This is a genomic window from Streptomyces sp. NPDC025784 (assembly GCF_055558435.1).
On record NZ_JBVHMN010000002.1, the window covers coordinates 94,819 to 116,923 of the forward strand.

The 22,105-nt window shown below is 71.7% G+C and carries 17 protein-coding genes and 1 pseudogene; 5 read left to right on the forward strand and 13 right to left on the reverse strand.

Translation table 11 applies throughout. The features are described 5' to 3' along the window. Positions 1-122: 122 nt before the first annotated feature. From ACZ4IF_RS06560 to ACZ4IF_RS06585, 6 genes are all read right to left on the reverse strand, one after another. Positions 123-893 carry a lysophospholipid acyltransferase family protein gene (locus tag ACZ4IF_RS06560; RefSeq protein WP_467560153.1) on the reverse strand — a complete coding sequence of 257 codons (771 nt, stop codon included), beginning with the start codon at positions 891-893 and terminating at the stop codon, positions 123-125. Between the two features lie 353 nt (positions 894-1,246). After that, positions 1,247-2,017 (reverse strand): GNAT family N-acetyltransferase, encoded by a 771-nt coding sequence (locus ACZ4IF_RS06565; protein ID WP_467560155.1) that lies wholly within the window; start codon positions 2,015-2,017, stop codon positions 1,247-1,249. 158 nt (positions 2,018-2,175) lie between these two features. Continuing rightward, positions 2,176-3,201, reverse strand: coding sequence for a hypothetical protein (locus ACZ4IF_RS06570; RefSeq protein WP_467560157.1), 1,026 nt, complete (start codon positions 3,199-3,201; stop codon positions 2,176-2,178). A 99-nt stretch (positions 3,202-3,300) separates the two neighbouring features. After that, positions 3,301-4,050 (reverse strand): succinate dehydrogenase/fumarate reductase iron-sulfur subunit, encoded by a 750-nt coding sequence (locus tag ACZ4IF_RS06575; RefSeq protein WP_467560159.1) that lies wholly within the window; start codon positions 4,048-4,050, stop codon positions 3,301-3,303. Next, entirely contained in the window at positions 4,047-6,005 is a 1,959-nt protein-coding gene (locus tag ACZ4IF_RS06580) for a fumarate reductase/succinate dehydrogenase flavoprotein subunit (RefSeq protein WP_359487787.1), read from the reverse strand. The genes ACZ4IF_RS06575 and ACZ4IF_RS06580 overlap by 4 nt, the downstream gene beginning before the upstream one ends. A 1-nt stretch (position 6,006) precedes the next feature. Next, positions 6,007-6,678 (reverse strand): succinate dehydrogenase, encoded by a 672-nt coding sequence (locus ACZ4IF_RS06585; RefSeq protein WP_467561089.1) that lies wholly within the window; start codon positions 6,676-6,678, stop codon positions 6,007-6,009. A 119-nt stretch (positions 6,679-6,797) separates the two neighbouring features. On the opposite strand from ACZ4IF_RS06585, the gene ACZ4IF_RS06590 reads away from it, so the two are divergent. Then, positions 6,798-7,679 carry a LysR family transcriptional regulator gene (locus tag ACZ4IF_RS06590; RefSeq protein WP_467560161.1) on the forward strand — a complete coding sequence of 294 codons (882 nt, stop codon included), beginning with the start codon at positions 6,798-6,800 and terminating at the stop codon, positions 7,677-7,679. 290 nt (positions 7,680-7,969) lie between these two features. On the opposite strand, the gene ACZ4IF_RS06595 is transcribed toward ACZ4IF_RS06590, so the two are convergent. The 4 genes from ACZ4IF_RS06595 to ACZ4IF_RS06610 all read right to left on the reverse strand — a co-directional run bounded on the left by ACZ4IF_RS06595 (position 7,970) and on the right by ACZ4IF_RS06610 (position 13,334). Beyond that, on the reverse strand, positions 7,970-8,749 hold the full coding sequence (locus ACZ4IF_RS06595; protein ID WP_467560163.1) for an SDR family NAD(P)-dependent oxidoreductase: 780 nt from the start codon (positions 8,747-8,749) through the stop codon (positions 7,970-7,972). A 101-nt stretch (positions 8,750-8,850) separates the two neighbouring features. Further along, positions 8,851-10,986, reverse strand: coding sequence for a putative bifunctional diguanylate cyclase/phosphodiesterase (locus ACZ4IF_RS06600; RefSeq protein ID WP_467560165.1), 2,136 nt, complete (start codon positions 10,984-10,986; stop codon positions 8,851-8,853). Beyond that, positions 10,983-11,795 carry an SAM-dependent methyltransferase gene (locus tag ACZ4IF_RS06605; protein WP_426676758.1) on the reverse strand — a complete coding sequence of 271 codons (813 nt, stop codon included), beginning with the start codon at positions 11,793-11,795 and terminating at the stop codon, positions 10,983-10,985. Before ACZ4IF_RS06605 ends, ACZ4IF_RS06600 begins: the two co-directional genes overlap by 4 nt. A 594-nt stretch (positions 11,796-12,389) precedes the next feature. Then, positions 12,390-13,334 carry an SCO0930 family lipoprotein gene (locus tag ACZ4IF_RS06610; protein ID WP_359487796.1) on the reverse strand — a complete coding sequence of 315 codons (945 nt, stop codon included), beginning with the start codon at positions 13,332-13,334 and terminating at the stop codon, positions 12,390-12,392. An 817-nt stretch (positions 13,335-14,151) separates the two neighbouring features. Between ACZ4IF_RS06610 and ACZ4IF_RS06615 the strand changes: the two genes are divergently transcribed. From ACZ4IF_RS06615 to ACZ4IF_RS06625, 3 genes are all read left to right on the forward strand, one after another. Continuing rightward, on the forward strand, positions 14,152-14,280 hold the full coding sequence (locus ACZ4IF_RS06615; protein ID WP_257005057.1) for a hypothetical protein: 129 nt from the start codon (positions 14,152-14,154) through the stop codon (positions 14,278-14,280). A gap of 16 nt (positions 14,281-14,296) precedes the next feature. After that, positions 14,297-15,058 (forward strand): bestrophin-like domain, encoded by a 762-nt coding sequence (locus ACZ4IF_RS06620; RefSeq protein ID WP_078628818.1) that lies wholly within the window; start codon positions 14,297-14,299, stop codon positions 15,056-15,058. 225 nt (positions 15,059-15,283) lie between these two features. Continuing rightward, positions 15,284-15,817, forward strand: coding sequence for a hypothetical protein (locus tag ACZ4IF_RS06625; protein ID WP_467560168.1), 534 nt, complete (start codon positions 15,284-15,286; stop codon positions 15,815-15,817). A 176-nt stretch (positions 15,818-15,993) separates the two neighbouring features. On the opposite strand, the pseudogene ACZ4IF_RS06630 reads toward ACZ4IF_RS06625, so the two are convergent. Further along, positions 15,994-16,419, reverse strand: a pseudogene (locus ACZ4IF_RS06630) (hypothetical protein); the annotation flags it as partial. Between the two features lie 758 nt (positions 16,420-17,177). On the opposite strand from ACZ4IF_RS06630, the gene ACZ4IF_RS06635 reads away from it, so the two are divergent. Continuing rightward, positions 17,178-17,840 (forward strand): class F sortase, encoded by a 663-nt coding sequence (locus ACZ4IF_RS06635; RefSeq protein ID WP_359487801.1) that lies wholly within the window; start codon positions 17,178-17,180, stop codon positions 17,838-17,840. Between the two features lie 39 nt (positions 17,841-17,879). On the opposite strand, the gene ACZ4IF_RS06640 is transcribed toward ACZ4IF_RS06635, so the two are convergent. Together ACZ4IF_RS06640 and lysX are read right to left on the reverse strand one after the other, a co-directional pair. Beyond that, entirely contained in the window at positions 17,880-18,722 is an 843-nt protein-coding gene (locus tag ACZ4IF_RS06640; protein WP_359487803.1) for a polysaccharide deacetylase family protein, read from the reverse strand. Between the two features lie 81 nt (positions 18,723-18,803). Beyond that, positions 18,804-22,082: a bifunctional lysylphosphatidylglycerol synthetase/lysine--tRNA ligase LysX gene (gene lysX / locus ACZ4IF_RS06645; RefSeq protein ID WP_467560171.1), complete on the reverse strand. Its 3,279-nt coding sequence runs from the start codon at positions 22,080-22,082 to the stop codon at positions 18,804-18,806. Positions 22,083-22,105 lie beyond the last annotated feature (23 nt).

Genomic DNA, 22,105 nt, shown 5'->3' on the forward strand with positions numbered 1-22,105 from the left:
GGTTCGGTGAAGCGGCTGATCGTCCCGGTGCAGGTGCACCAGGATCCCCCGCACCCGTTTCGGGTGGGTCGACACCGAAGCCGTCGACTCCACATCGGCTGCCCCAAGTGGGAGGTGAGGCTTCAGGGGTGGACCGCCGTCTGCGCCCGCACCCAGTCCGGCGCTCCTTGCGCCGCCGCGGCCAGGCCCCGGCGGTCCGGGTGGTTGCGGGACGCGATCGGTGGCCGTACCTCGACCTCGGCCACCAGGCCACGCGTGGTGGCGACCCGCCACAGTGACGCGAGGAGCGAGTCGTCGCCGACGAACGCGGCGGCGGTGCTCTCCTCTCCCCCGCTCGACCGGTAGTGGACGCGCACCGGCTGCACGGGAGCTCCCGAGTCCAGCGCGGCCTGGAAGACAGCACGCCGGAAGCGGCCCTGGGCGCGGCCGCACCAGGTGCTGCCCTCGGGGAAGGCGACGACGGCCGCGCCGGCGTGCAGGGCCTCGGCGATGCGGGTCACCGTGCCGGGCAGCGCGCGGAGCCGGTCCCGTTCGATGAAGAGGGTGCCGCCGCGTGCGGCGAGGGCTCCCGCCACGGGCCAGTCCCGGACCTCGGTCTTGGCGAGCATCCGCGCCGGGCGGACCGCGGCGAGCAGCGGGATGTCCAGCCAGGAGATGTGGTTGGCCACGAGCAGCAGGCCACCGGTGGGCACGACGGTCCCGGTGATCCTGGTCCGTACGCCGCTCGCCCGGACGACGGCCCGGCACCAGCGGCGGATCATCCGGTCCCGCGGCACCGCCCGCATCCGGGCGATCCCCGGGGCGAGCAGGACCCCGGTGAGGACGACCGTCAGGACCGCGGCGAGCCGCAGCACGGCGGGGGGCACAGCGGTCCAGGACGCCGTCGACTGCACGCAGGCCCCGGGAGAGCAGGGCGCGGTGGGCAGCCAGGCGCTGCCGGTGCCGGAGGGTTCCGGCGCGGCGGTTCGGACACCGCCCGGCTCCGGGGCGGGGGCTTCGACACCGCCCGGCTCCGGGGCGGGATCTTCGGCACCGCCCGGCTCCGGGGCGGGATCTTCGGCACCGCCCGGCTCCCGACCGGGGGCTCGGGCACCACCCCGCTCCCGGACACCCGGCGGCGGGGCGTCCGGCCGGGACCGGGGCCCTGGTGCTTCGGCGTGCGACCGGTCCGGGCTCCCGGCACCCGGCCGGGCCGGTCCCGCGCGGAGCGCCCCCGGGCCCGGTGCTCCCACGTCGTGCGTGCTCATCACGCCGGGACGAGGGAGAGGAAGTGCCGCAGATAGCGCGGGTCGACCCGGCTCATCGGCAGCAGCACGTACAGGTCGGCGACCCCGAAGTCCGGGTCGTGGGCGGGCTCTCCGCAGACCCAGGCGCCGAGTCGCAGATAGCCCCGCAGCAGCGGGGGAAGCTCGGTGCGGGCGGGCCGGGTGACGCCCTCGGCGCTCCACGGCAGCAGGGGACGTACGCGGTGCTCCTCGGGAGCCAGGTGCCGGGTGCGGACACGGTCCCAGGTGCCCGCGGCGAGGGTGCCGCCGTCGGCGAGCGGGATGGAGCAGCAGCCGGCGAGCCACTCGTGGCCGCCCTCGACCATGTAGCGGGCGATCCCCGCCCAGATGAGTCCGATGACGGTGCCGTCGCGGTGGTCGGGGTGCACGCAGGAGCGGCCCACCTCGACGAGCCCGGAGCGGATCGGGGCGAGCTGACCGAGGTCGAACTCGCTCTCCGAGTACAGCCGTCCGGCGATCGCGGCCCGCTCGGGCGGCAGCAGCCGGTAGGTGCCGACGACCTGACCGGTCACCGTGTCCCGGACCATCAGGTGGTCGCAGTACGCGTCGAAGGCGTCGACGTCGAGACCCGGTTCCGGGGTGGACAGGAGGGCGCCCATCTCCCCGGCGAACACGTCGTGGCGCAGCCGCTGCGCGGCTCGCACGTCGGCCTCGTCGCGGGCCAGGGTGACGGTGTAGCGGGTGGGGGCGGCGGACTGGGGCGGGGTGTCGAGGGTGGAAACGCCGGTCATGGCACTCTCCTGGTCACGGGCCGGTTCGGCGGCGCGGCGGGCGCGGACCAGCGGTGTCCGGTCCGTGCGCTCCTGTTCTTCCGATGCCGGTTGGCGTGCGCGTGACCTGTGCCAGGAGAGTGGATGTGGGGTTGTTGAACGCCGGGTCCCCGGCCCGGTCAGCCGTCCTTCGTCACGCACCCGGCGAGCAGGCGCCCGGCCTCCTCGGGAGCGAGCACCCGCTCCAGGACGAGGTCGCCCGTCATGTTCGGGAAGAACCGGCCCGAGGGCCAGCTCCGCTCGTAGGCCGGCGGGTCGAGGACGAGCAGCCGGACTCCGTCGACGACGGGGATGTCGCTGGGCGTGCCCTCGTTCCACACCCACTCCCCGGTGGGGGCGACGAGGTTGAAGGAGCCGGTGGTGTGCACCTGTCCGGGCTGGTCGCGGCAGACCGCGGCCTCCTGCGCGGACGGGGCCCGGCCGGGTATGTGGCCGCCGCCGACGAGGACGTCGGCGACCAGCGTGTGCAGCTGGAAGTTGTCGCCGATGCCCCGCATGCGCATCGCGTAACCGGTTCCGGTCGGACGGTGCAGCACGATCAGCGGCTCGTCGAGGACCAGCAGGGCGTACGTCAGGCACTTGAAATGGTGTCCGGACGCCTCCTCCACCGTCCGCGTGGCCCGCAGCAGCCGGTTGCGCAGGGCGCTGTCGAGGGCGCCGCGCACCCCGGCGTGGTTCAGCATGGCGACGGACGCCATCTCGAACTGCGGCAACGTCAGCCAGGCCAGGGCCGGTTCCGCTCCGACACGGTCGAAGAGCGCCGGGTCCGCCGCACCGCCCTCCGGGTCGGGGAAGTCTCCTCCGCCGGTCTCCTCCCAGCGCTCGCAGAATTCACCGGCGGCGGCGAGCGTCTCGGCGAGTTCGGCGAAGACGTGCGGCGCGCAGGGCCCGGCGTCCGCGCCGCGCTCCACGCAGGCCCCGACGAGCACGGCCACGGTGCCCCGCGGCCCCGGGGGCACCTCGGGCAGCAGCGCGGCCAGCAGCGGGGCCGCCCGGGCGACTTCCCGCTCCCCCGCGTCCCCGAAGTGCCGGTACAACTCTCCGAACGCGCGTTCCGAACGGTCGACGTCCCGTTCGCGCACAGCGGCCTCGAAGTCCGTGACGGCTTCGAGGAACCGCTCCCTCCCGTTGTTGTCGAAGATCATGCCGGCAGCCTACCGACGGGAGGGGGTGCCTGGCGGGACCGGGGATGAGCACCACTCCCGGTCCCGCCCGTCCGCACCCTTACGGCGAACGACGTACGGCTAGCGCTTGCCCGACGAGCGAGTCGCGCGCAGCCACTCCTTGTTCATGCTGGTGATGGAGAACAGCGGGATGCCCTTGGGGCACGCCGTCGCGCACTCCCCGGCGAGCGTGCAGCCGCCGAAGCCCTCCTCGTCCATCTGGGCCACCATGTCGAGCACCCGCGACTCGCGTTCGGGAGCGCCCTGCGGGAGCACGTTGAGGTGGTTGATCTTGGCGGAGGTGAAGAGCATGGCCGCGCCGTTGGGGCAGGCGGCGACGCAGGCACCGCAGCCGATGCACTCGGCGTGCTCGAAGGCGAAGTCGGCGTCCGGCTTGGGCACGGGCGTGGCGTGGGCCTCCGGCGCGGCGCCGGTGGGGGCGGTGATGTAGCCGCCGGCCTGGATGATGCGGTCGAAGGCGGAGCGGTCGACGACGAGGTCCTTGACGACCGGGAAGGCCGAGGCGCGCCAGGGTTCGATGTCGATGGTGTCGCCGTCCTGGAAGGACCGCATGTGCAGCTGGCAGGTGGTGGTGCGTTCGGGGCCGTGCGCGTCGCCGTTGATGACGAGCGAGCAGGCGCCGCAGATGCCCTCGCGGCAGTCGTGGTCGAAGGCGACGGGGTCCTCGCCCTTGAGGGTGAGTTCCTCGTTGAGGGTGTCGAGCATCTCCAGGAAGGACATGTCGGCCGAGATGTCGTCCACCTGGTACGTGGACATGGCGCCTTCGGCGTCGGCGTTCTTCTGCCGCCAGACGCGCAGGGTGAGCTTCATGCGTAGCTCCGCTGGGTGGGGTGGACGTACTCGAAGACGAGGTCTTCCTTGTGCAGGACGGGGGACTGGCCCGTCTCGGTGAACTCCCAGGCCGCCGCGTAGGAGAACTCCTCGTCCTTGCGGGCGGCCTCGCCGTCCGGGGTCTGGGACTCCTCACGGAAGTGCCCGCCGCACGACTCGGAGCGGTGCAGCGCGTCGAGGCACATCAGCTCGGCGAGTTCGAGGTAGTCGACGACGCGGTTGGCCTTCTCCAGCGACTGGTTGAACTCCTCGCCGGTGCCGGGGACCTTGATGCGCCGCCAGAACTCCTCGCGGATCTGCGGGATCCGCTCCAGCGCCTTGCGCAGTCCGGTCTCGGTGCGGGCCATTCCGCAGAACTCCCACATCAGTTCGCCGACTTCGCGGTGGAAGGAGTCCGGGGTGCGGTCGCCGTCGACGGAGAGGAGCAGCCGCAGCCGGTCCTCGGTCTCGGCCAGCACTTCCTGGACGGCCGGGTGTTCGTCGGTCACCTCGTCGTGGTGGGGGTTGCGGGCGAGGTAGTCGTTGATCGTCGAGGGCAGGACGAAGTAGCCGTCGGCGAGGCCCTGCATCAGGGCCGAGGCGCCGAGGCGGTTCGCTCCGTGGTCGGAGAAGTTGGCCTCGCCGATCGCGAACAGGCCCGGGACGGTGGTCTGGAGGTCGTAGTCGACCCACAGGCCGCCCATCGTGTAGTGCACGGCGGGGTAGATGCGCATCGGCACCGTGTACGGGTCCTCGGCGGTGATCCGGGCGTACATGTCGAAGAGGTTGCCGTACTTCTCCTCGACCGCCTTGCGGCCCATCCGCCGGATGGCGTCCGCGAAGTCGAGGTAGACGCCCTGGCCGCCGGGGCCGACGCCACGGCCCTCGTCGCAGACGTTCTTCGCGGCACGGGAGGCGATGTCCCGGGGCACGAGATTGCCGAAGGACGGGTAGATGCGCTCCAGGTAGTAGTCGCGCTCCTCCTCCGGGATCTCGCCCGCCGGGCGGGTGTCGCCCTTCGCCTTCGGCACCCAGATGCGTCCGTCGTTGCGCAGCGACTCGCTCATCAGCGTCAGCTTGGACTGGTGGTCGCCGGTGCGCGGGATGCAGGTCGGATGGATCTGGGTGAAGCACGGGTTGGCGAAGTACGCGCCACGCCGGTGCGCCCGCCAGATCGCGGTCGCGTTCGAGTTCATCGCGTTCGTCGACAGGTAGAACACGTTGCCGTAGCCGCCGGAGGCGAGGACCACGGCGTCCGCGAAGTACGTGTCGATGCGGCCGGTGATCAGGTCGCGGGCCACGATGCCGCGCGCCCGTCCGTCGATCACGATCAGGTCGAGCATCTCGGTCCGCGGGTGCATCTCCACGTTCCCGGCGGCGATCTGCCGGGAGAGTGCCTGGTAGGCGCCGAGCAGCAGTTGCTGGCCCGTCTGGCCGCGGGCGTAGAAGGTGCGGGAGACCTGGACGCCGCCGAAGGACCGGGTGTCGAGGAGGCCGCCGTACTCGCGGGCGAAGGGCACGCCCTGCGCCACGCACTGGTCGATGATCTCCACGGAGATCTGCGCCAGCCGGTGCACGTTCGACTCCCGCGCCCGGAAGTCGCCGCCCTTGACGGTGTCGTAGAAGAGGCGGTGGACGGAGTCGCCGTCGTTGCGGTAGTTCTTCGCCGCGTTGATGCCGCCCTGCGCGGCGATCGAGTGGGCCCGGCGCGGCGAGTCCTGGTAGCAGAACTGGACCACGTGGTAGCCCTGTTCGGCCAGTGTCGCGCCCGCGGAGCCGCCCGCGAGACCGGTGCCCACGACGATCACGGTGTGCTTGCGGCGGTTGGCGGGGTTCACGAGCTTGGCCTCGAAGCGGCGGGTGTCCCAGCGTTCGTCGACCGGGCCCTGCGGGGCCTTGGCGTCGGCGACCGGTTCACCGGTCCGGTACGCGGAGTATTCGGACGATACGGTCATGTCAGCTCACCACTCCGGTCATGACTCCGACGGGTACGGCGATGAAGCCCGCCGTCAGCACCAGCGCGAGGACGTTCGCGCCGGCCTTGAGGGCGCGGTCGCGGCTGCGGCGGCCGGCGCCGAGGGTCTGTGCCGCGCTCCAGAAGCCGTGCCTGATGTGCAGGCCGAGCGCGAGCATGGCGACGATGTAGACGACGTCGCCGTACCAGGTGGAGAAGGTGTCCACGACGTTCTGGTACGGGTGGCCCTCCTGGAAGCCGCCGGAGTGCGCCGTGCCGGTCGTCAGGTCCAGGAGGTGCCAGACGATGAACAGGCCGAGGATGATCCCGCCCCAGCGCATGGTGCGCGTGGCGTAGCTCGCCCGGGCCTTCTTGTGCACGTACTTGCTGGGGCGCGCCTTGATGTCGCGGCGGCTGAGCTGGTACGCGGAGACGGCGTGCGCGACGACCGCGACGACCAGCGCCACGCGAAGGACCCAGAGGGTCCACTCGTAGTGCATGACGGGTTCGCCGAGGGTGCGCAGCCAGTGGGCGTAGTGATCGAACTCGCCGGCCCCGAAGAAGATCTTCAGGTTCCCGACCATGTGGGCGACCAGGTAGAGCAGCATGATCAGGCCGCTGACCGCCATCACGGTCTTCTTGCCGACGGAGCTGTCCCACACGGTACGCGCCAAGGACGGCCGTCGGTCCGTCCGCGTTGCCAGAGCCATGCCGTCGAAGCTAGGGCCCACAGGGCCGATCGGTCCAAGACATGGTCCAGCTTGTTTCCATAGGCATGGACTATCGTCGAGGTATGCAGTTCCAGCAGCTCCAGTACTTCGTGGCGGTCGCCGAGACCCGCCACTTCACCCGCGCCGCCGATCTCGTCCATGTGGCGCAGCCGTCCCTGTCCCAGCAGATCAAGGCGCTGGAGCGGGAGCTCGGGGCGGACCTGTTCCAGCGGGCGCGCGGGAACATCACGCTGACGGACGCGGGCGAGGCACTGCTGCCGCTGGCCCGGCGCATCCTCGCCGACGCGGACACGGCCCGGCACGAGGTGCAGGAACTGGCCCAGCTGCGCAGCGGCCGGGTCCGCCTCGGTGCGACCCCGAGCCTGTGCACCGGTCTGCTCCCCGATGTGCTGCGCGCCTTCCACGACCGGTATCCGGGCATCCGGCTGCTCATCGAGGAGGGCGGCTCGCACGATCTCGTACGGGAACTCGCCCGCGGCGCCCTGGACCTCGCCCTGGTCGTCCTCCCCCTCCCCACGCCGTCTCCCGCGCTGACCACCCTGGAGCTGCTGCGCGAGGACCTGGTGGTGGTGTCGTCGCCGGACGCACCCGCGCCGGGCACCGGACGTACGGTGCGCATCGCCGACCTGGAGGGCGAGCGCCTCGTCATGTTCCGGCACGGCTACGACCTGCGGGAACTGACCGTGGCCGCCTGTCGTGCCGAGGGCTTCGAGCCCGACTTCGCCGTCGAGGGCGGCGAGATGGACGCCGTGCTCGGCTTCGTCCGCGCCGGACTCGGCGTGGCCGTCGTCCCGCGCATGATCGCGACGCGGGCCGGGCGGGGGCTGCGGGTCACCCCGCTGGCCCGGCCGGGGCTGCACCGGACGATCGCGCTCGCCCACCGCAGCGACGTGGCTCCGCCCCGGGCGGCACGGGAGCTCCAGCGGATGCTGCTGGAGCGCTGACGGGCGGCCTCGCCGCTCGAAGGCGCGCCCGGCCGGGGCAGGACCGCGGGGCCGGCGGACGGCGCGGGCCTGCGGGGCGGTCACCGGCCGAGGTCGGGCCCGGGGGCGGCGGACGGGGGCGGGCAGCGGCCGAAGTCAGGCCGGCGAGGTCGGCGGGCGGGGCACGCCGACGGGACCGTCACCGGCCGAAGTCAGGCCCACGGGGCCGGCCGGCGGAGCGCGCCGGCGGGACCTTCACCGGTCGGGGGCGGGCCCGCGGGGCCGCCCGGCGGGGCACGCCCATCGAGCGGTCACCGGGTGGGGATGAACCCTCCGTCGATGACCAGGTCGCTTCCGGTGATGTTGCGTGCGCGGTCGCCCGCCAGGAAGAGCACGGTCTCCGCGACTTCCGAGGGCAGCGAGAAGCGGCCGGTGACCGTGGCGGCGGAGGCCTTTGCGACGACGTCGTCCGGCGTGATCCCGGCGGCCGAGGAGACGGTCGCGGCCACTCCGTCGCCACCGAGCCACAGCTCGGTCTTCACCGGCCCCGGACTCACCGTGTTGACCCGGATGCCCCGCGGGCCGACCTCCTTCGAGAGCGCTTTGGAGAAGGCGACGAGGGCGGCCTTGCTCGCGCTGTAGTCGATCACCAGAGGGTCGGGCAGCGTGGCGTTGACCGAGGCGACGGTCACCACGGAGCCCTCGCCCGCGTCCAGCATCACCGGCAGGGCGGCCCGGGTGACCCGTACGGCCGTCAGCAGATTGAGGTCGACGACGCGCTGCCAGTCGTCGTCGGTCACCGACAGGAAGCCGCCGGTACGGGCCGGGGCGGCGCCGACGTTGTTCACCAGGACGTCGATCCGCCCGTCCGCCGCGGCGACCAGGCGCTCGGCGGCCGCCGGTTCGGCGAGGTCGGCCGGGACCCAGACGACCGAGCCCTGCTCGACCAGCGCGTCCAGTTCCTTCGTCGTGGTCCGGGATCCGGCGACGACCCTCGCTCCCGCGCCGGCGAGCGCTTCGACGATCGCCAGCCCGATGCCCTTGCTGGCACCGGTCACCACGGCGGTCCGGCCCTCGAGTTCCTTGCCCATGCCGCTCAGCTCCTGCCCGTGGGGGTGTGCCGGGAGTCGGGGCGCCCGCGCCTGTGGCGCGAGGCCGCCCCGTTCCAGGAGACCACGGCACGCGCGCGGTCTCAGCCCGTGGCGTCCACCAGCGCCAGCTCGTGCAGCCGCTCCGGCGGTCCCGGGCGGGCGTAGTACCAGCCCTGGGCGGTGTCGCAGCCGAGTATCCGCAGCTGTTCGGCCTGCGCGCCCGTCTCCACGCCCTCGACCGTGACCGCGAGGTCGAGGGAGTGGGCGAGGGACACGATGCCCTCGACGATCTTCAGGTCGACGGGGTCCGCCGGGAACTGCTGCATGCCCTGGGTGAAGGATCGGTCCAGCTTGAGGATGCTCACGGGCAGCCGGCGCAGATTGGCGAGGTTCGAGTAGCCCGTGCCGAAGTCGTCCAGGGCGATGTCGACGCCCATCTCGGCGAGCCGGCGCAGCGGCTTCAACAGGTCGTCGTCGGCGCCGATCAGCGCGGACTCGGTGACCTCCAGGCACAGCGCGTCGGCGTCGAGTCCCTCGCGCTCCAGGATGTCGACCGTGTCCTGCACCAGGCCGGGGTGGGTCAGCTGGCACGGCGACAGATTGACGTTGATCCGCAGCGGGCCGGCGCCGGCATGGCGTTCCTGCCAGGCGCGGGCCTGGCGCACGGACTGCTCCAGGACCCAGCGGCCGAGCGGCACGATCAGGCCGGTGTGCTCGGCGAGCGGGATGAACCGGTCGGGGCCGAGGACGCCGTGCTGCGGGTGCAGCCAGCGCACCAGCGCCTCGGCGCCGCGGACACTGCCGTCGCCGAGGTGCACGAGCGGCTGGTACTCGATGAAGAACTCGCCCCGGTCCAGGGCCGCGGGCAGCGCGGTGGTCAGTCCGTGCCGGGTGATGGCGCGGGCGTCGGCCTCGGGGTCGGCCAGCTCGAAGCGGTTGCCGCCCGCGGACTTGGCCCGGTACATCGTGATGTCGGCGCTGCGCAGCACCTCGGCGGGACCGCGTTCCCCGGCCGGTCCCTCGACGATGCCGATGCTGCCGCGCACGGTCAGCTCGCGGCCGTCGATGCGGATCGGCGTGACGAGGGCGTTCATGATGCGCCCGGCGAGCTCGTCGACCTCGTGCTCGGTGCCGGGGCCGGTGGTGAGCGCGACGAACTCGTCGCCGCCGAGCCGGGCGACCATCTCGCCGGGGGCGGTCGCGCAGGACTGCAGCCGGTCGGCGACCTCGACGAGGAGCCGGTCCCCGGCCGCGTGCCCGAGGCTGTCGTTGATGGTCTTGAAGCCGTCGAGGTCGAGGTAGCACAGGCCGAAGCGCTGGCCGTCGCCCGCGGACAGCGCCTTCTCCAGGCGCTCGAAGAAGAGGGTGCGGTTGGGCAGTCCGGTGAGCGCGTCGTGCGTGGCCTCGTAGCGCAGCCGCAGATTGAGCAGCCGCCGCTCGGTGGTGTCCTCCATCAGCGCCAGCTGGTACTGGGGTTCGCCGTCCGCGTCGCGCAGCAGGGAGACCGTCAGATTGGTCCACAGGGCCGTGCCGTCGGGCCGGTAGAAGGCCTTTTCGACGTGGTAGTGCTCGCGCTCGCCGCGGACCAGTTCCTCGTACAGCCGCCAGACCTGGGGGGCGTCCTCGGGGTGGGTCCACTCGGGGACCTTGCGGCCGAGCATCAGCTGCTCGGAGCCGCCGAACATGCGCAGCAGCGCCCCGTTGACCTGGAGGACGTTGCCCTCCAGGTCGGCGATGCCGATTCCTATGGCCGCGCCCTCGAAGACCGCGCGGAAGCGGGCCTCGCTGGCGTGCAGCGCCTCGGCCACCGCGCTCCTCGCGCTCAGCGCCGCCCGGGAGATGGCTTCCTGTTCGGCGAGGGTCCGCTCCCGCAGGGCCTGCGCGAAACCGGCGGCCATGGCGTGCTGGAGCCGTGCGGACCGGGTCCGCAGCGCCTCCTGCGACCCGTCCTCTCCGCAGTACAGCACCAGATAGGCGTCGACGCAGTCGAGCGCGCGGCTGAGCGCCTCAGGGTCCGTGCAGTGCGCGGCCACGAGTGCGGCGCCGACCGCCTGGCCCGCGGCCGCCTCGAAGGTCCGGGCCCGCAGCGCGTCGCTCAGCCGCCGGGCCAGCGGCATCAGCACTTGCTCGAACTCGGGCCGGGTCAGCGACGTCGAGGTCACCGGGAACACCGCCCGGCTCCAGATCGTCGCGAACCGGCGCAGTCTGTCTTCCGGCCCGTCCGGCTCGGCGGTCACGCGGTGCGCCCCACGCCGCCGAACCCGGAGAAGGAATAGGGATCCTCGTCCTCCGATGCCGTGTCGGGCCTCCAGTCCGGCATCGGCACCAGCCCGGGTTCCACCATGTCGTACCCCTCGAAGAACCGCGCGATCTGTTCGCGCGAGCGCATGATCAGCGGATTGCGGATGTTCTTGTAGACGTCGACCGCGCCTTCGGCCCGCTCCGGCGGGAGTGGAATCCCCTCGTACGAGGCGTGCGTGACGATGAGCAGGCTGCCCGGCGCGAGCGCGTCGCGCAGCTCCGCCACCGCTCCGTACGGGTCGTCCGCGTCTTCCACGAAGTGAAGTATGGCAACGAGGAGCAGGGCGACCGGCCGGTTCAGGTCGATCAGCCGCTGGAGCTGAGGGCTCGCCAGGATCTCGTGGGGCTTGAGCAGATCGGCCGCGAGGACGTCCGCGTCGTCGTTGTCCCGCAGTACGGCCTCGCTGTGCGCGACGGCCACCGGGTCGTGGTCCACGTAGAGGACGTGTGCGCCGGGCCTTGCCGACTGGGCGACCTCGTGGACGTTTCCGAAGGTGGGGATGCCCGAACCGATGTCCAGGAACTGGTCGATGCCCTCGTCCGCGGCGAAGCGCACGGCACGGCGCATGAACGCGCGGTTCGCCTGCATGATCTTGGGAAGTCCCGGCATGAACTCCATCGCCTTGCGTGCCGCTTCCCGGTCGACCTCGAAGTTGTGCGAACCGCCCAGGTAGTAGTCATACATACGGGACACGCTCGGCATCGAGATGTCAATGCTGCGGGGGGCCCAGGCGGGACGCTCCATCTATCTCTCCAAGGCGTAGGCGACGGCGTAGGCGATCCGGTGTTCGAGCTGAGGCTACTGATCGCCCGCCAAACGGGCGAGCCAAAACGGAAATTGACCATCCGTTCCCGGTCACTGCCTCCGGCAAGTGCCGAATTGACGTCCCGCGAACCGCTCACGAACAAGCAGTGCGCCGCCCCTGCGAAATCGCTCCGAAGCATTCCAAAAAGCTCGGAGGAGTTACGAAGCGTGGTCACGTCGTCCGGAGAGTCGCCGCGATCGGCCGCTTCACCGACGGCCATTCTCCGTCGGACGGAGATCACGGAAATCCTTGAAATCCGGACGGACTCCGTCAACTTCCCTCGGCTCACGGACTCCGCCGACACCCGGTGTCGGCCGGCCACCTCCGTGTGCTGCCCGGGCACGCCCGACCGGGCGCACCGGCACCGGAACGGGCACGCCGAACGGTCCGCCCCCTCCGTTGCGGTGCGGAGGGGGCGGACCGGGGTCGCGCGCGCTGTTCCGTTGGTCCGGCACACTTGCCTGTCTGCGTCCACTCCCTTCCGCGTTCCGTGGCTCTCTGGGCGAGACGATCGACCCTGGGGAGGTGATCAACTACTTCTGCGCGCCGACCGGCTTTCCGTCGGGGGCGACGGCGTACCAAGTGCCGCCCACGCCCTGACCGTTGGTGTCACCGGGAGCCTTGTCCCCGGAGAAGGTGTAGATGGGCCAGCAGTTGACCGTCATCTGCTTGATGCCGTCCGGGCGGGTGAAGGGCATGAGGCCCTTCTTCTTGACGCCCTTGGTGTCGTCCTCGGAGACCGGCGCGACGGCCGGCCACTTCTCCAGGCAGGCACCGGTGCAGGCCGACTTCGAGACGGGCCAGGCCTGGTCCTTCATGAAGCGGTAGACGGTCATGCCGTTCTTGTCGACGATGATGTCGCCGAGCTTCGCGTCCTTGTGGACGGAGAGGCCGGGCAGGTCGGCCAGCGTCGCCTTCTTGCCATCGGGGGCGGAGGCGTACCAAGTGCCGCCGACGGCCTGGCCGTTGGTGTCCCCGGCCTTGGTGTCCTTTGCATAGCGGTACATCGGCCAGCCGCCGATGGTCAGCTGCTTCGTGCCGTCCGAGCGGGTCACCTCGCCGAGCAGGGCCTTGTCCACACCGGTCGCCGCCTCGGCGCCCTCGGCGGGCACGGGCGGCCAGGCCTTCGCACAGTCGCCGTCACAGCTCGACTTGGGCGGCTCGGCCGTGTCCTTGTCGAAGCGGTAGAGAGTGAATCCGGCGCTGTCGGTGAGCACCTTGCCGAGCTTCGTGCTTTCGGTGACATCGAGCTGACCTGCGGATTCCGCCTGGGCGGCGGCGCTCTGCTGGTCCTTGGAATCGGCGCCGTAGCCGTTGCCGACGGTGGTGCCGGTCCCGTAATCACCCGCGGCGGCGGTCGCACCCACGTTCTGGCTGCCCGTCGACTGGGCGCCCTGATCCTGACCGCACGCCGTCGTGAGCGCCAGCACGGCCGCAGCTGTCGCTACGAGCGAGGCGCTCCGCCAGGAGGTCTTCATTGGTAACTCCCGCTGTTCGCATAAGTGTTGCAGCGCCCTGCTGCGCCGCGCATGGCCCTAGGTACGGGCGGGGGTGGCGGGAGTGTTCAACCGGCTCACAAAATTCTTTCCGGAACCTGTGACGCGGTGTGCGCCCCGGCGCGCGAGCGCGCACATCACCGGCGTGCTCCGCCTCCGTTCCGGCGCGGGCGTGCGGGCCCGGTGCGCCCGCCCCGCCCGCCCCGCCCTGGCGCACGTGTACGGACCCCGTCGGGGCCGCCCCTCCCGGCCGTCAAACCGCGACGGGGCAGGCGTCCTCCCTTCGGGGCATTCCCCCGGCACTCCGGCGTGGCCGGGCCGCGATCGCTCCATGATCTCGGTCGTGCATGGACCTCCGCGGACCCGATCCGCCCTCGTCATACGGGTGCTGACGCTGCTGACGCTCACCTGGATCCTCGCCGGGGCGCCGAGCGGCACGGCCTCGGCCGACGCCTGTGCGTACGCCTCGACCGGGCCGGACGGAACCACGGCCGTGGCCGCCGCGGGAAGCGGCGCGGTGGCCGTGGCCGGGGACACCGCATGGTGCCCGACCCCCACACCGACGCCACCCTGCCCGCCCACGCCGACGCCGACTCCGACCCCCACGCCGAAGCCCACCCCACCCCCGAAACCGACGCCTCCGCCGAAGCCGGCGCCACCTCGTCCCCCGAAGCCGGACCCGCCGCCTCCGCCGCCCCCGCCTCCTCCCGCGCCGGAGCCACGGCCCGTGGTACGACGGCCCGCTCCCCCACCCGCACCGAAGCCGCCGCCCGAGCGTCCCGAGCCGTCGCCGACGCCGGTGAGCTATCCGGCGTACCACGCCGCGCCGCACAAGCACCCACCGCGCAGCGGGCCGTCGCTCGTCTCGCTCACCCTGCTCATCACAGCGCCCGCGGTGCTCGCCGTCGCGGCGCTGCGCCCGCGCTGACCCCCAGGAGGCAACCTTGTCGGATTGGCTTGTTCTCGCCCTCGCGATGGCGGCCGCGTGCGTCGTCGTACTCATCGTGGTCCTCGTGCGCCACCGGCGGGCCCGCGAGGACGAAGATCCGTCCGAGACCCCGGACGTCATCGAGTACATGACGATGATGATCGGCGTGGTGTACGCCATCGTTCTCGGGCTGGCCATCGCGGGTGTCTGGGAGGCCCGGGGCGCCGCGCAGGACCATGTGCAGGCGGAGGCCCAGGCCCTGCACGAGATCTCGGAACGGGTCCGCGTCTACCCGCCCGAGGTGCGCGACCGTGTCCGTGACGACGTCAACGCCTATGCCGGCCACGTCGTCACGACCGAGTGGAAGGCGATGGAGAAGGGCCGGATGACCGCCGAGGGCGGCCGGCTCCTCGACCGCATCCGCCAGGACGTCACCGACTACGAGCCGAAGTCGGACTTCGAGGCCCAGGCCTACCAGCCGCTCGTCGACCAGGTCACGGCGGCGGACGCCGCGCGCAACGCCCGCGCCGACTCGACCGGGGCGACCATGCCGGGGGTGGTGTGGTTCGGGCTGATCACCGGCGCCCTGGTGACCGTCGGGATGGTGTTCGCGCTGCAGATCCGACGCACCGCCCGGGAGCTGATCCTCGCCGGTCTGTTCTCGGCACTGATCGCCTTCCTGCTCTTCCTGATCTGGGACTTCGACGCGCCCTACAGCAGGGGGATCGCCGCCTCGGCGGAGCCGTTCACTGCGCTGTTCCCCCACCTGACCGGGTGACGTAACCCGGACGACCACGAAGCGGCCGGAGGTCGGGAGCCACGCCGCTCCCGCCCCCCGGCCGTAGGTACGTCTTCCCCCGTACGGCCCACACGACTGACCCGTTCGCGCGACTGCGATCGCGCCCGCGCGCACCCTTTCCTAGCGTTTCGTCCCGTCGAGGCGCATTTCCGACGCGAGCGGAACGGTCCGCAGCGAGGCTCCTCGGGACCCGGAGGCTTCACCATGCACGCGATACCCGTCGCGTCGGCCGCACTGCTCGGCGTGTCCTTCCTGGCCTGCACGGCACCCGCCGCGCTCGCCGACGACGGCAGTGACGCGAACATCACGCCGTTCGGTTTCGCCGTCCAGCCCTCGACGGTCGCCGCGGGCGGCCAGGTCTCGCTCCAGCTGAAGCGGGACAGCGGCGGCTGCAGCGGCGCGGCCACGGTGTCCTCGGGCGTCTTCGACACCGTCAGCATCCCCGCGGCACAGTCCTCGGCCACCGTGCTGGTCGACCGGAACGCCAAGCCGGGCGCCGTGTACGAGGTGACGTTCTCCTGCGGCGGCACGACCGGTCACACGGACCTCGCCATCGCGGGCGGCGGTTCGGCCGACGTGACGACCGTCCCCGTGCAGCAGGGCGTCGACGCCGGTGTCGGCGGCAGCAGCGACGGCTTCGATCTCCGGGAGATCGGCCTGGGAGCGGCTCTCGTCACCGGTTCCATCGGTGCCGCGTGGTACGTGGCGCGCCGCCGCGCCACGCCCGACGACTCATGACGGGCTCCGAGGGCCCCACGGCCCGCACGTGACAGCCCTCCGCCCCGGCCGCCCTGTCGGGGGCATCCGGGGCGGAGGGCTGTCACGTGCGGGCTCCGCGCGGGCCGACGGGTCCCGGAGGAGGACGGACGGTCTCCGAGGGGGGACGGGACCTGTTCTCTTCCGGGGGACGCCGGTCAGATCTTCTTCTCGGACCTGCGGCGCATCCAGAGGACGCCGCCGCCGATCACCGCCGAGGCCACCAGACCACCGCCGATCGCCATGTCGGTGGGCGTCGCACCGGTGGTGCTGCTGCCACCGAGGCCGGTATGCGGCAGGCCGGGGTACGGCGCGTCGGAGCGGATGACGGTGTAGGCGTTCGGGCGGGTCAGTGCGCCCACGCCGACGCAGTTGACGGTGATGTCGTACGCGCCGGGGAGCGCGTCACGGTGCACGGTCGCCGTTCCGCTCGCCGTGTCGTTGTTGCCGGGGACCCGGGCGAGGGTGGCTTGTCCGAATCCGGGCGAGGTCATGGTGCCGCCGTTGCGGCAGCCGTCGACCGTCACCGTCAGCCGGCCCCCGGGCGCGATGACGTTGGGCTGGGCGACGATGTTCCGCGGGCCGCCTCCGTGGTTGTTGCCGAACCCGTTGTTGTTGCCGAATCCGTTGTTGCCCCCGTGGTTGTTGTCGAAGCCGTTGTTGCCCCCGTGGCCGTTGTTGAAGCCGTTGTTGAACCCGTTGTTGAAGCCGTAGTTGAAGCCGAAGTTGTTGTTGAACCCGTTGTTGCCGAATCCGTAGTTGTACCCCGGCACGAAGCCGTTGCCCGGCACGACGCCGGTGCCCGGCACGACGCCCACGATGGTGCCGTTCTGGGTGCCCGTGCCGCCGCCCACGATGGCGCCGTTCTGGGTGCCCGTGCCGCCGCCCACAATGGCGCCGTTCTGGGTGCCCGTGCCGCCGCCCATACCGTCGGCGAGAGCCGCCGGGGCGACTGTCCCGAGGAGTGCGGCCGCCGCGGCCGAGGCCGCCAGGGCGCGTGCGTTGCGCATGTGATCCTCCGCGGAAGACGCCCCGGGAACCGTCCCCGGTGGATCGGCGAGACAGCGCCTCCCAGACCGACCTTCAGATGCCGGGCACAGGCCCGCATTTCGAGAATGGTCCGTCCTGGTGAGAAGACACGCCGAAGGAATTCCACACAATCGGATATTGCCGCAGGTCACGGACCGTCAGAAAATTCCTGGTCCCGGGGACTCGGATGGCTCACGACCGATGTACTCCGCCACCCGTTCGCTCGCGTCCCGTCGCCGGACGGCCGTGCTGGAATTAGCGTTCTCATATGCTCGACGGACGTGGCGACGGCCACGTCGAGAGGGGATGACGAATGCTTGCGTCCGATCTGGCCGAAGAGGAGGAGAGGCGGAGGAAGCGCGCCCCTTGGGGCGTTATAGCGCTTGTTCTGCTGACCGGCCTCGCACTCATTCGAAACGGCTCCGGTGAGTTCGACGTGGGTCCGCCGCAGCCCGCTTCGGCGGCCGCGGCGGACAGCCGCACGTCGGCCGGCACCTTCTCGAACGGGCCGTCCGGCCTGCCGTTCTCCTCGGTGCAGCGGGTGAAGATCCCGGCGATCCAGGTCGACGCCCCGACCGTGCCGGTGGGTCTGGACATCGGCGGCTGGGTCGACGCGCCGCCCCCGGACGACCCGAACCTGGCCGGCTGGTTCACCGGTGCGGTCTCGCCCGGCGAGAAGGGCACGTCGGTCATCGTCGGCCACGTGGACAACATGCAGGGCCCCGCGGTCTTCTACGGACTGGGGGCGCTCAAGAAGGGCAACAAGGTCGAGGTCCTGCGCGAGGACCGGAAGACGGCCGTGTTCGAGGTCTACGGCGTCGACGTGTTCGAGAAGAGCAATTTCCCCGGCGACCGTGTGTACGGCAGCAAGGGCACCCCGGAACTGCGGGTCATCACCTGCGGCGGCGGTTTCTCCAAGCAGCACGGTTACGACGGGAATGTCGTGGTGTTCGCCCGCCTGGTCGAGGTTCGCTGAGCGTTCCCGACCGGGCGGGCGAATGCCCGCATGCCCTCTCTACACGAATTTCCGGTGCGGCACGGTGATGTGGTAGCCGGAGTCCAGCAATTGCGGAAGGTATTCGCGCAGCGCCCGCACGCTCTGCGAGCGGTCGCCGCCCGCGTCGTGCGAGAGGATCACGACGCCCGGGGCGGCGCCCTCCTCGACCCGGTCGACGATGGTGCGGGTGCCCGGGGTCGTCCAGTCCAGCGAGTCGACCGTCCAGGCCAGCGGCTCCATGCCGAGTTCGGCGCCGATCTTGAAGGTGTTCCGGTTCCACGCGCCGTACGGTGCGCGGAACCAGGCGGGCGGCTCGCCGTAGGCGTCGTCGATGACCTCGCAGGTGCGCTCGATCTCGCGGCGGATCGCGGAACGGGAGAGCTCGGTCAGCTGCGGGTGGGTCCAGGTGTGGTTGCCGACGATGTGGCCGTCGTCGGCCATCTCGCGCAGCAGGTCCTTGTTGTCGACGGCCATCTCCCCGCACACGAAGAACATGGCCCGCACGTCGTACTCGCGCAGGGTGCTCAGGATGTGCGGGGTGTACCGCGGGTCGGGACCGTCGTCGAACGTCAGCACCATACGGCGGCCGCTTCCGGACATCTGCAGGATCGGCTCGCGGCGGACTGCCGTCTTCACCGGCCGGTGCCGAGGCGGTCCGTATCCCGCCATCGGCTGGAGGCGGAAGGCGGAGGGCTTGAGCGCCGTGCGCAACTGCGGGCCCTGGCCGGGCGGGACACTCGCCGGTCGCGCGGCCGGCTCGGCCGTCAGGACTCGGGCCGTGCCCGCCGCCCCGGCCGCGCCCAGGACGGCAGCACCGGCGACCAACATCCGGCGCCGGGTGAACAGCTGATCCTTTTTCATGATTCATGAGTCACCCCGTGGAGGGGCGACGCGGCTGAGCAACACCGGCGCGGAGCCACGAAAACACCCGATGGGACCATTTCAGCGGGGGCGCACCAGCGGGAACGGCAGTGTCTCGCGGATCGTCAGACCGGTCAGGAACATCACGAGCCGGTCGACTCCGATGCCGAGCCCCCCGGTGGGCGGCATCGCGTACTCCAGGGCGTCCAGGAAGTCCTCGTCCAGCTCCATGGCCTCCGGGTCTCCCCCGGCGGCGAGCAGGGACTGCTCGGTCAGCCTCCGCCGCTGTTCCACGGGGTCGGTCAACTCGGAGTAGGCGGTGCCCAGTTCGATGCCGAAGGCGACGAGGTCCCAGCGTTCGGCGAGGCGCGGGTCGACGCGGTGCTGCCGGGTCAGCGGGGAGACCTCGGTCGGGAAGTCCTTGTAGAAGGTGGGCAGCGCGGTCCGCTCCTCGACCAGCCGTTCGTACATCTCCAGCACGACGTCGCCGCGCGAGTCCTTCGGCCCGTACGGCACGTCGGCACGGTCGCACAGCCGCACCAGCGTCTCCCGCGGTGTGTCGGCATCGACCTGCTCCCCCAGCGCCTCCGAGAGGGCGCCGTACACCGTCTTGACGGGCCAGGGCCCGGAGATGTCGTACTCGGTGCCGTCCTTGCGTGCCACGGGCGTGCCGAAGGCGGCGGTGGCCGCGTCCTGGATCAGCTCGCGGGCGAGGTCGAGCATCACGTCGTAGTCGGCGAACGCCTGGTAGGCCTCCAGCATCGTGAACTCGGGGTTGTGCTTGTAGGAGACGCCCTCGTTGCGGAAGGTGCGGCCCATCTCGAAGACCTTCTCCAGGCCGCCGACGCACAGCCGCTTCAGGTACAGCTCGGGCGCGATGCGCAGATACAGGTCGAGGTCGTAGGCGTTGATGTGGGTGGTGAAGGGCCGGGCGTTGGCGCCGCCGTGGACCTGCTGGAGCATCGGCGTCTCGACCTCCAGGTAACCGCGGTCGAGCAGGCCCTGCCGCAGGGCCTGTACGGCCGTGGAGCGGGCCCGCACGACGGAGCGGGCGTCCGGGCTGGACACCAGGTCGAGGTAGCGGCGGCGGACCTTCGCCTCCGGGTCGGCGAGTCCCCGGCGCTTGTCGGGCAGCGGGCGCAGGCACTTGCCGGTGAGCTGCCAGGAGGTGGCGAAGACGGTCCGCTCTCCGTGGTCGCTGGCGCCGGCGAGACCGCTCGCGGTGATGTGGTCGCCGATGTCGACGTCCCGGCGGAACCGGTCGAGCGCGGCGCCCGACTCCGCCCGGGTGAGGGCGATCTGAAGGTCTCCGGACCAGTCGCGCAGCACCGCGAACAGGATGCCGCCGAAGTCGCGTACGAGGATCACACGGCCGGCGACCGTGACGTCGGCGCCCTGCGGGACGTCGGCGAGGGTGTGCGTACGGGACAGGACACCCACCGGGTAGGGGTCCGTGCCCTCGGCACGGAGCCGGTCGAGGGTCCGGTGGCGGATCCGGATCTGCTCGGGCCGGCCGTGGTACGGCTCCTCCGCCCCGGCTTCCTCCGTACCGCTCGCCCCGGGGGCCGACGGCGCGGGCAGGCCCTCGGCGATGGCGGGTACGGGTGCGCCACGGATGTGCCCGTTGCCCCAGAGCTTGCGCAGCGACGGCACGGAGACGAAGCCCTCGGCGATGCCGGAGGCGAGGCCGATCCGTGCGAGGGCGCCGGTCTCGCCGTAGCAGATGAAGCGGGGGTACCACTGCGGGTGGTACTTGGCGTTGGAGCGGTACAGGGCCTCCAGTTGCCACCACCGGGAGAAGAACAGCAGCAGTCGGCGCCAGAGCCTGAGCACGGGGCCGGCACCGATGCGGGCGCCCTCCTCGAAGACCGAGCGGAACACGGCGAAGTTGAGCGAGATCCGCCGTACGCCGAACTTTCCGGCCACCGCGCACAGTTCGGCGACCATGAACTCCATGACGCCGTTGGGTGCGCTGCGGTCGCGGCGCATCAGGTCGAGGGAGATGCCGTCCGGTCCCCAGGGCACGAAGGAGAGCAGCGCGAGGAGCCGGCCGTCGGCGCCCAGCGCCTCGACGAGCAGGCAGTCGCCGTCGGCGGGGTCGCCAAGCCGGTCCAGGGCCATCGAGAAGCCGCGTTCGGTCTCCGTGTCGCGCCAGGCGTCCGCCTTGTCGACGACCTGTCTCATCTCCTGCTCGGTGAGGGTGGAGTGACGGCGTACGCGGCAGGTGGCGCCGGCGCGCCGGACCCTGTTGACCGCCTGGCGCGTGACCCGCATCTCGCGGCCGCCGAGGTCGAAGCCGGCGACGTGCAGGATCGCCTCGTCGCCGAGTTGCAGGGCGCCGAGGCCGCATCGGGCGTACGCCTTGGCGCCCTCCTCGGACGCGCCCATGGCCGCGGGCGCCCAGGCGTAGCGGCGGGCCATGTCGAGCCAGGAGTCGATGGCGTGCGGCCAGGCCTCGCGGTCGCCGACAGGGTCGCCGCTGGCGAGGCAGACGCCGGCCTCGACGCGGTAGGTGACGGCGGCCTTGCCGCTCGGGGAGAAGACGACCGCCTTGTCGCGGCGGGTGGCGAAGTAGCCGAGGGAGTCGTCCGCCCCATAGGTGCGCAGCAGTGCCCGGATGCGGGACTCCTCGTCGCCGCGCAGTGCCGCTTCCAGGCGCTGGGAGCGGAAGAGGGTGGCGGCGGCGTCGAGGAGGGCGAGGGCGCCGAACAGCCCGAGCAGGAAGAACAGCCAGCGGGGCGGACGTCCGTCGAACGACTGCCCGGAGACGAGTCCGCCGCAGACCCGGTTGGCCGCCCAGAGCAGTCGCTGCCCGCGCGGCAGAGTGCCGGGGAAGAGCTCGACCAGGCCCCAGCCCATCAGGATCGCGACGGTCAGCCCGGCCAGCAGGACGACGAGGGCCCGCCGGACGGCGCCGTGCCGGGAGTCGGCGTAGAACGCGCCACGGGCCACGATCAGGAGCGCCAGCAGCAGTGCGCAGACGACGAGGGAGGGGATCGACTGCGCGAACAGGCCCGCCGCGACGCCCAGGATGTCGACCAGGACCAGCAGGCCCAGGTAGACCACCACCAGCCACCAGGCGATCTTCTTGCGGGCGGCGATCGCCGCGGCCAGCAGGAAGAGGAACACGGCGTACGCGAGGTTGGCGCTGACCGGCACGATCAGCAGGTCCAGGAAGCGCACCACCGGGCGCAGCAGCCTGCGCAGCGGCGCGAAGAACGCGAGCAGTACGCAGAGCAGTCCCAGGGCGCCGAAGAAGGTGGCGAAGCCCTCCGGCACCCTGTCGAGGAAGCCTGCCCCTGGCCGCCTCGCCGCGCCCGCCGAGTCCTTCGGCGGGCGGGCCTCCACGGTGGCACTCATGGTTCCGACTGTAGGAAGGCCGA

Bases quoted from the DNA above. Each gene is read 5' to 3' on its own strand.
- ACZ4IF_RS06565 (WP_467560155.1), bottom strand. From the start codon at position 2,017: ATGACCGGCGTTTCCACCCTCGACACCCCGCCCCAGTCCGCCGCCCCC.
- ACZ4IF_RS06570 (WP_467560157.1), bottom strand. From the start codon at position 3,201: ATGATCTTCGACAACAACGGGAGGGAGCGGTTCCTCGAAGCCGTCACG.
- ACZ4IF_RS06575 (WP_467560159.1), bottom strand. From the start codon at position 4,050: ATGAAGCTCACCCTGCGCGTCTGGCGGCAGAAGAACGCCGACGCCGAA.
- ACZ4IF_RS06580 (WP_359487787.1), bottom strand. From the start codon at position 6,005: ATGACCGTATCGTCCGAATACTCCGCGTACCGGACCGGTGAACCGGTC.
- ACZ4IF_RS06590 (WP_467560161.1), top strand. From the start codon at position 6,798: ATGCAGTTCCAGCAGCTCCAGTACTTCGTGGCGGTCGCCGAGACCCGC.
- ACZ4IF_RS06595 (WP_467560163.1), bottom strand. From the start codon at position 8,749: ATGGGCAAGGAACTCGAGGGCCGGACCGCCGTGGTGACCGGTGCCAGC.
- ACZ4IF_RS06605 (WP_426676758.1), bottom strand. From the start codon at position 11,795: ATGGAGCGTCCCGCCTGGGCCCCCCGCAGCATTGACATCTCGATGCCG.
- ACZ4IF_RS06610 (WP_359487796.1), bottom strand. From the start codon at position 13,334: ATGAAGACCTCCTGGCGGAGCGCCTCGCTCGTAGCGACAGCTGCGGCC.
- ACZ4IF_RS06625 (WP_467560168.1), top strand. From the start codon at position 15,284: ATGCACGCGATACCCGTCGCGTCGGCCGCACTGCTCGGCGTGTCCTTC.
- ACZ4IF_RS06635 (WP_359487801.1), top strand. From the start codon at position 17,178: ATGCTTGCGTCCGATCTGGCCGAAGAGGAGGAGAGGCGGAGGAAGCGC.
- ACZ4IF_RS06640 (WP_359487803.1), bottom strand. From the start codon at position 18,722: ATGAAAAAGGATCAGCTGTTCACCCGGCGCCGGATGTTGGTCGCCGGT.
- lysX (WP_467560171.1), bottom strand. From the start codon at position 22,082: ATGAGTGCCACCGTGGAGGCCCGCCCGCCGAAGGACTCGGCGGGCGCG.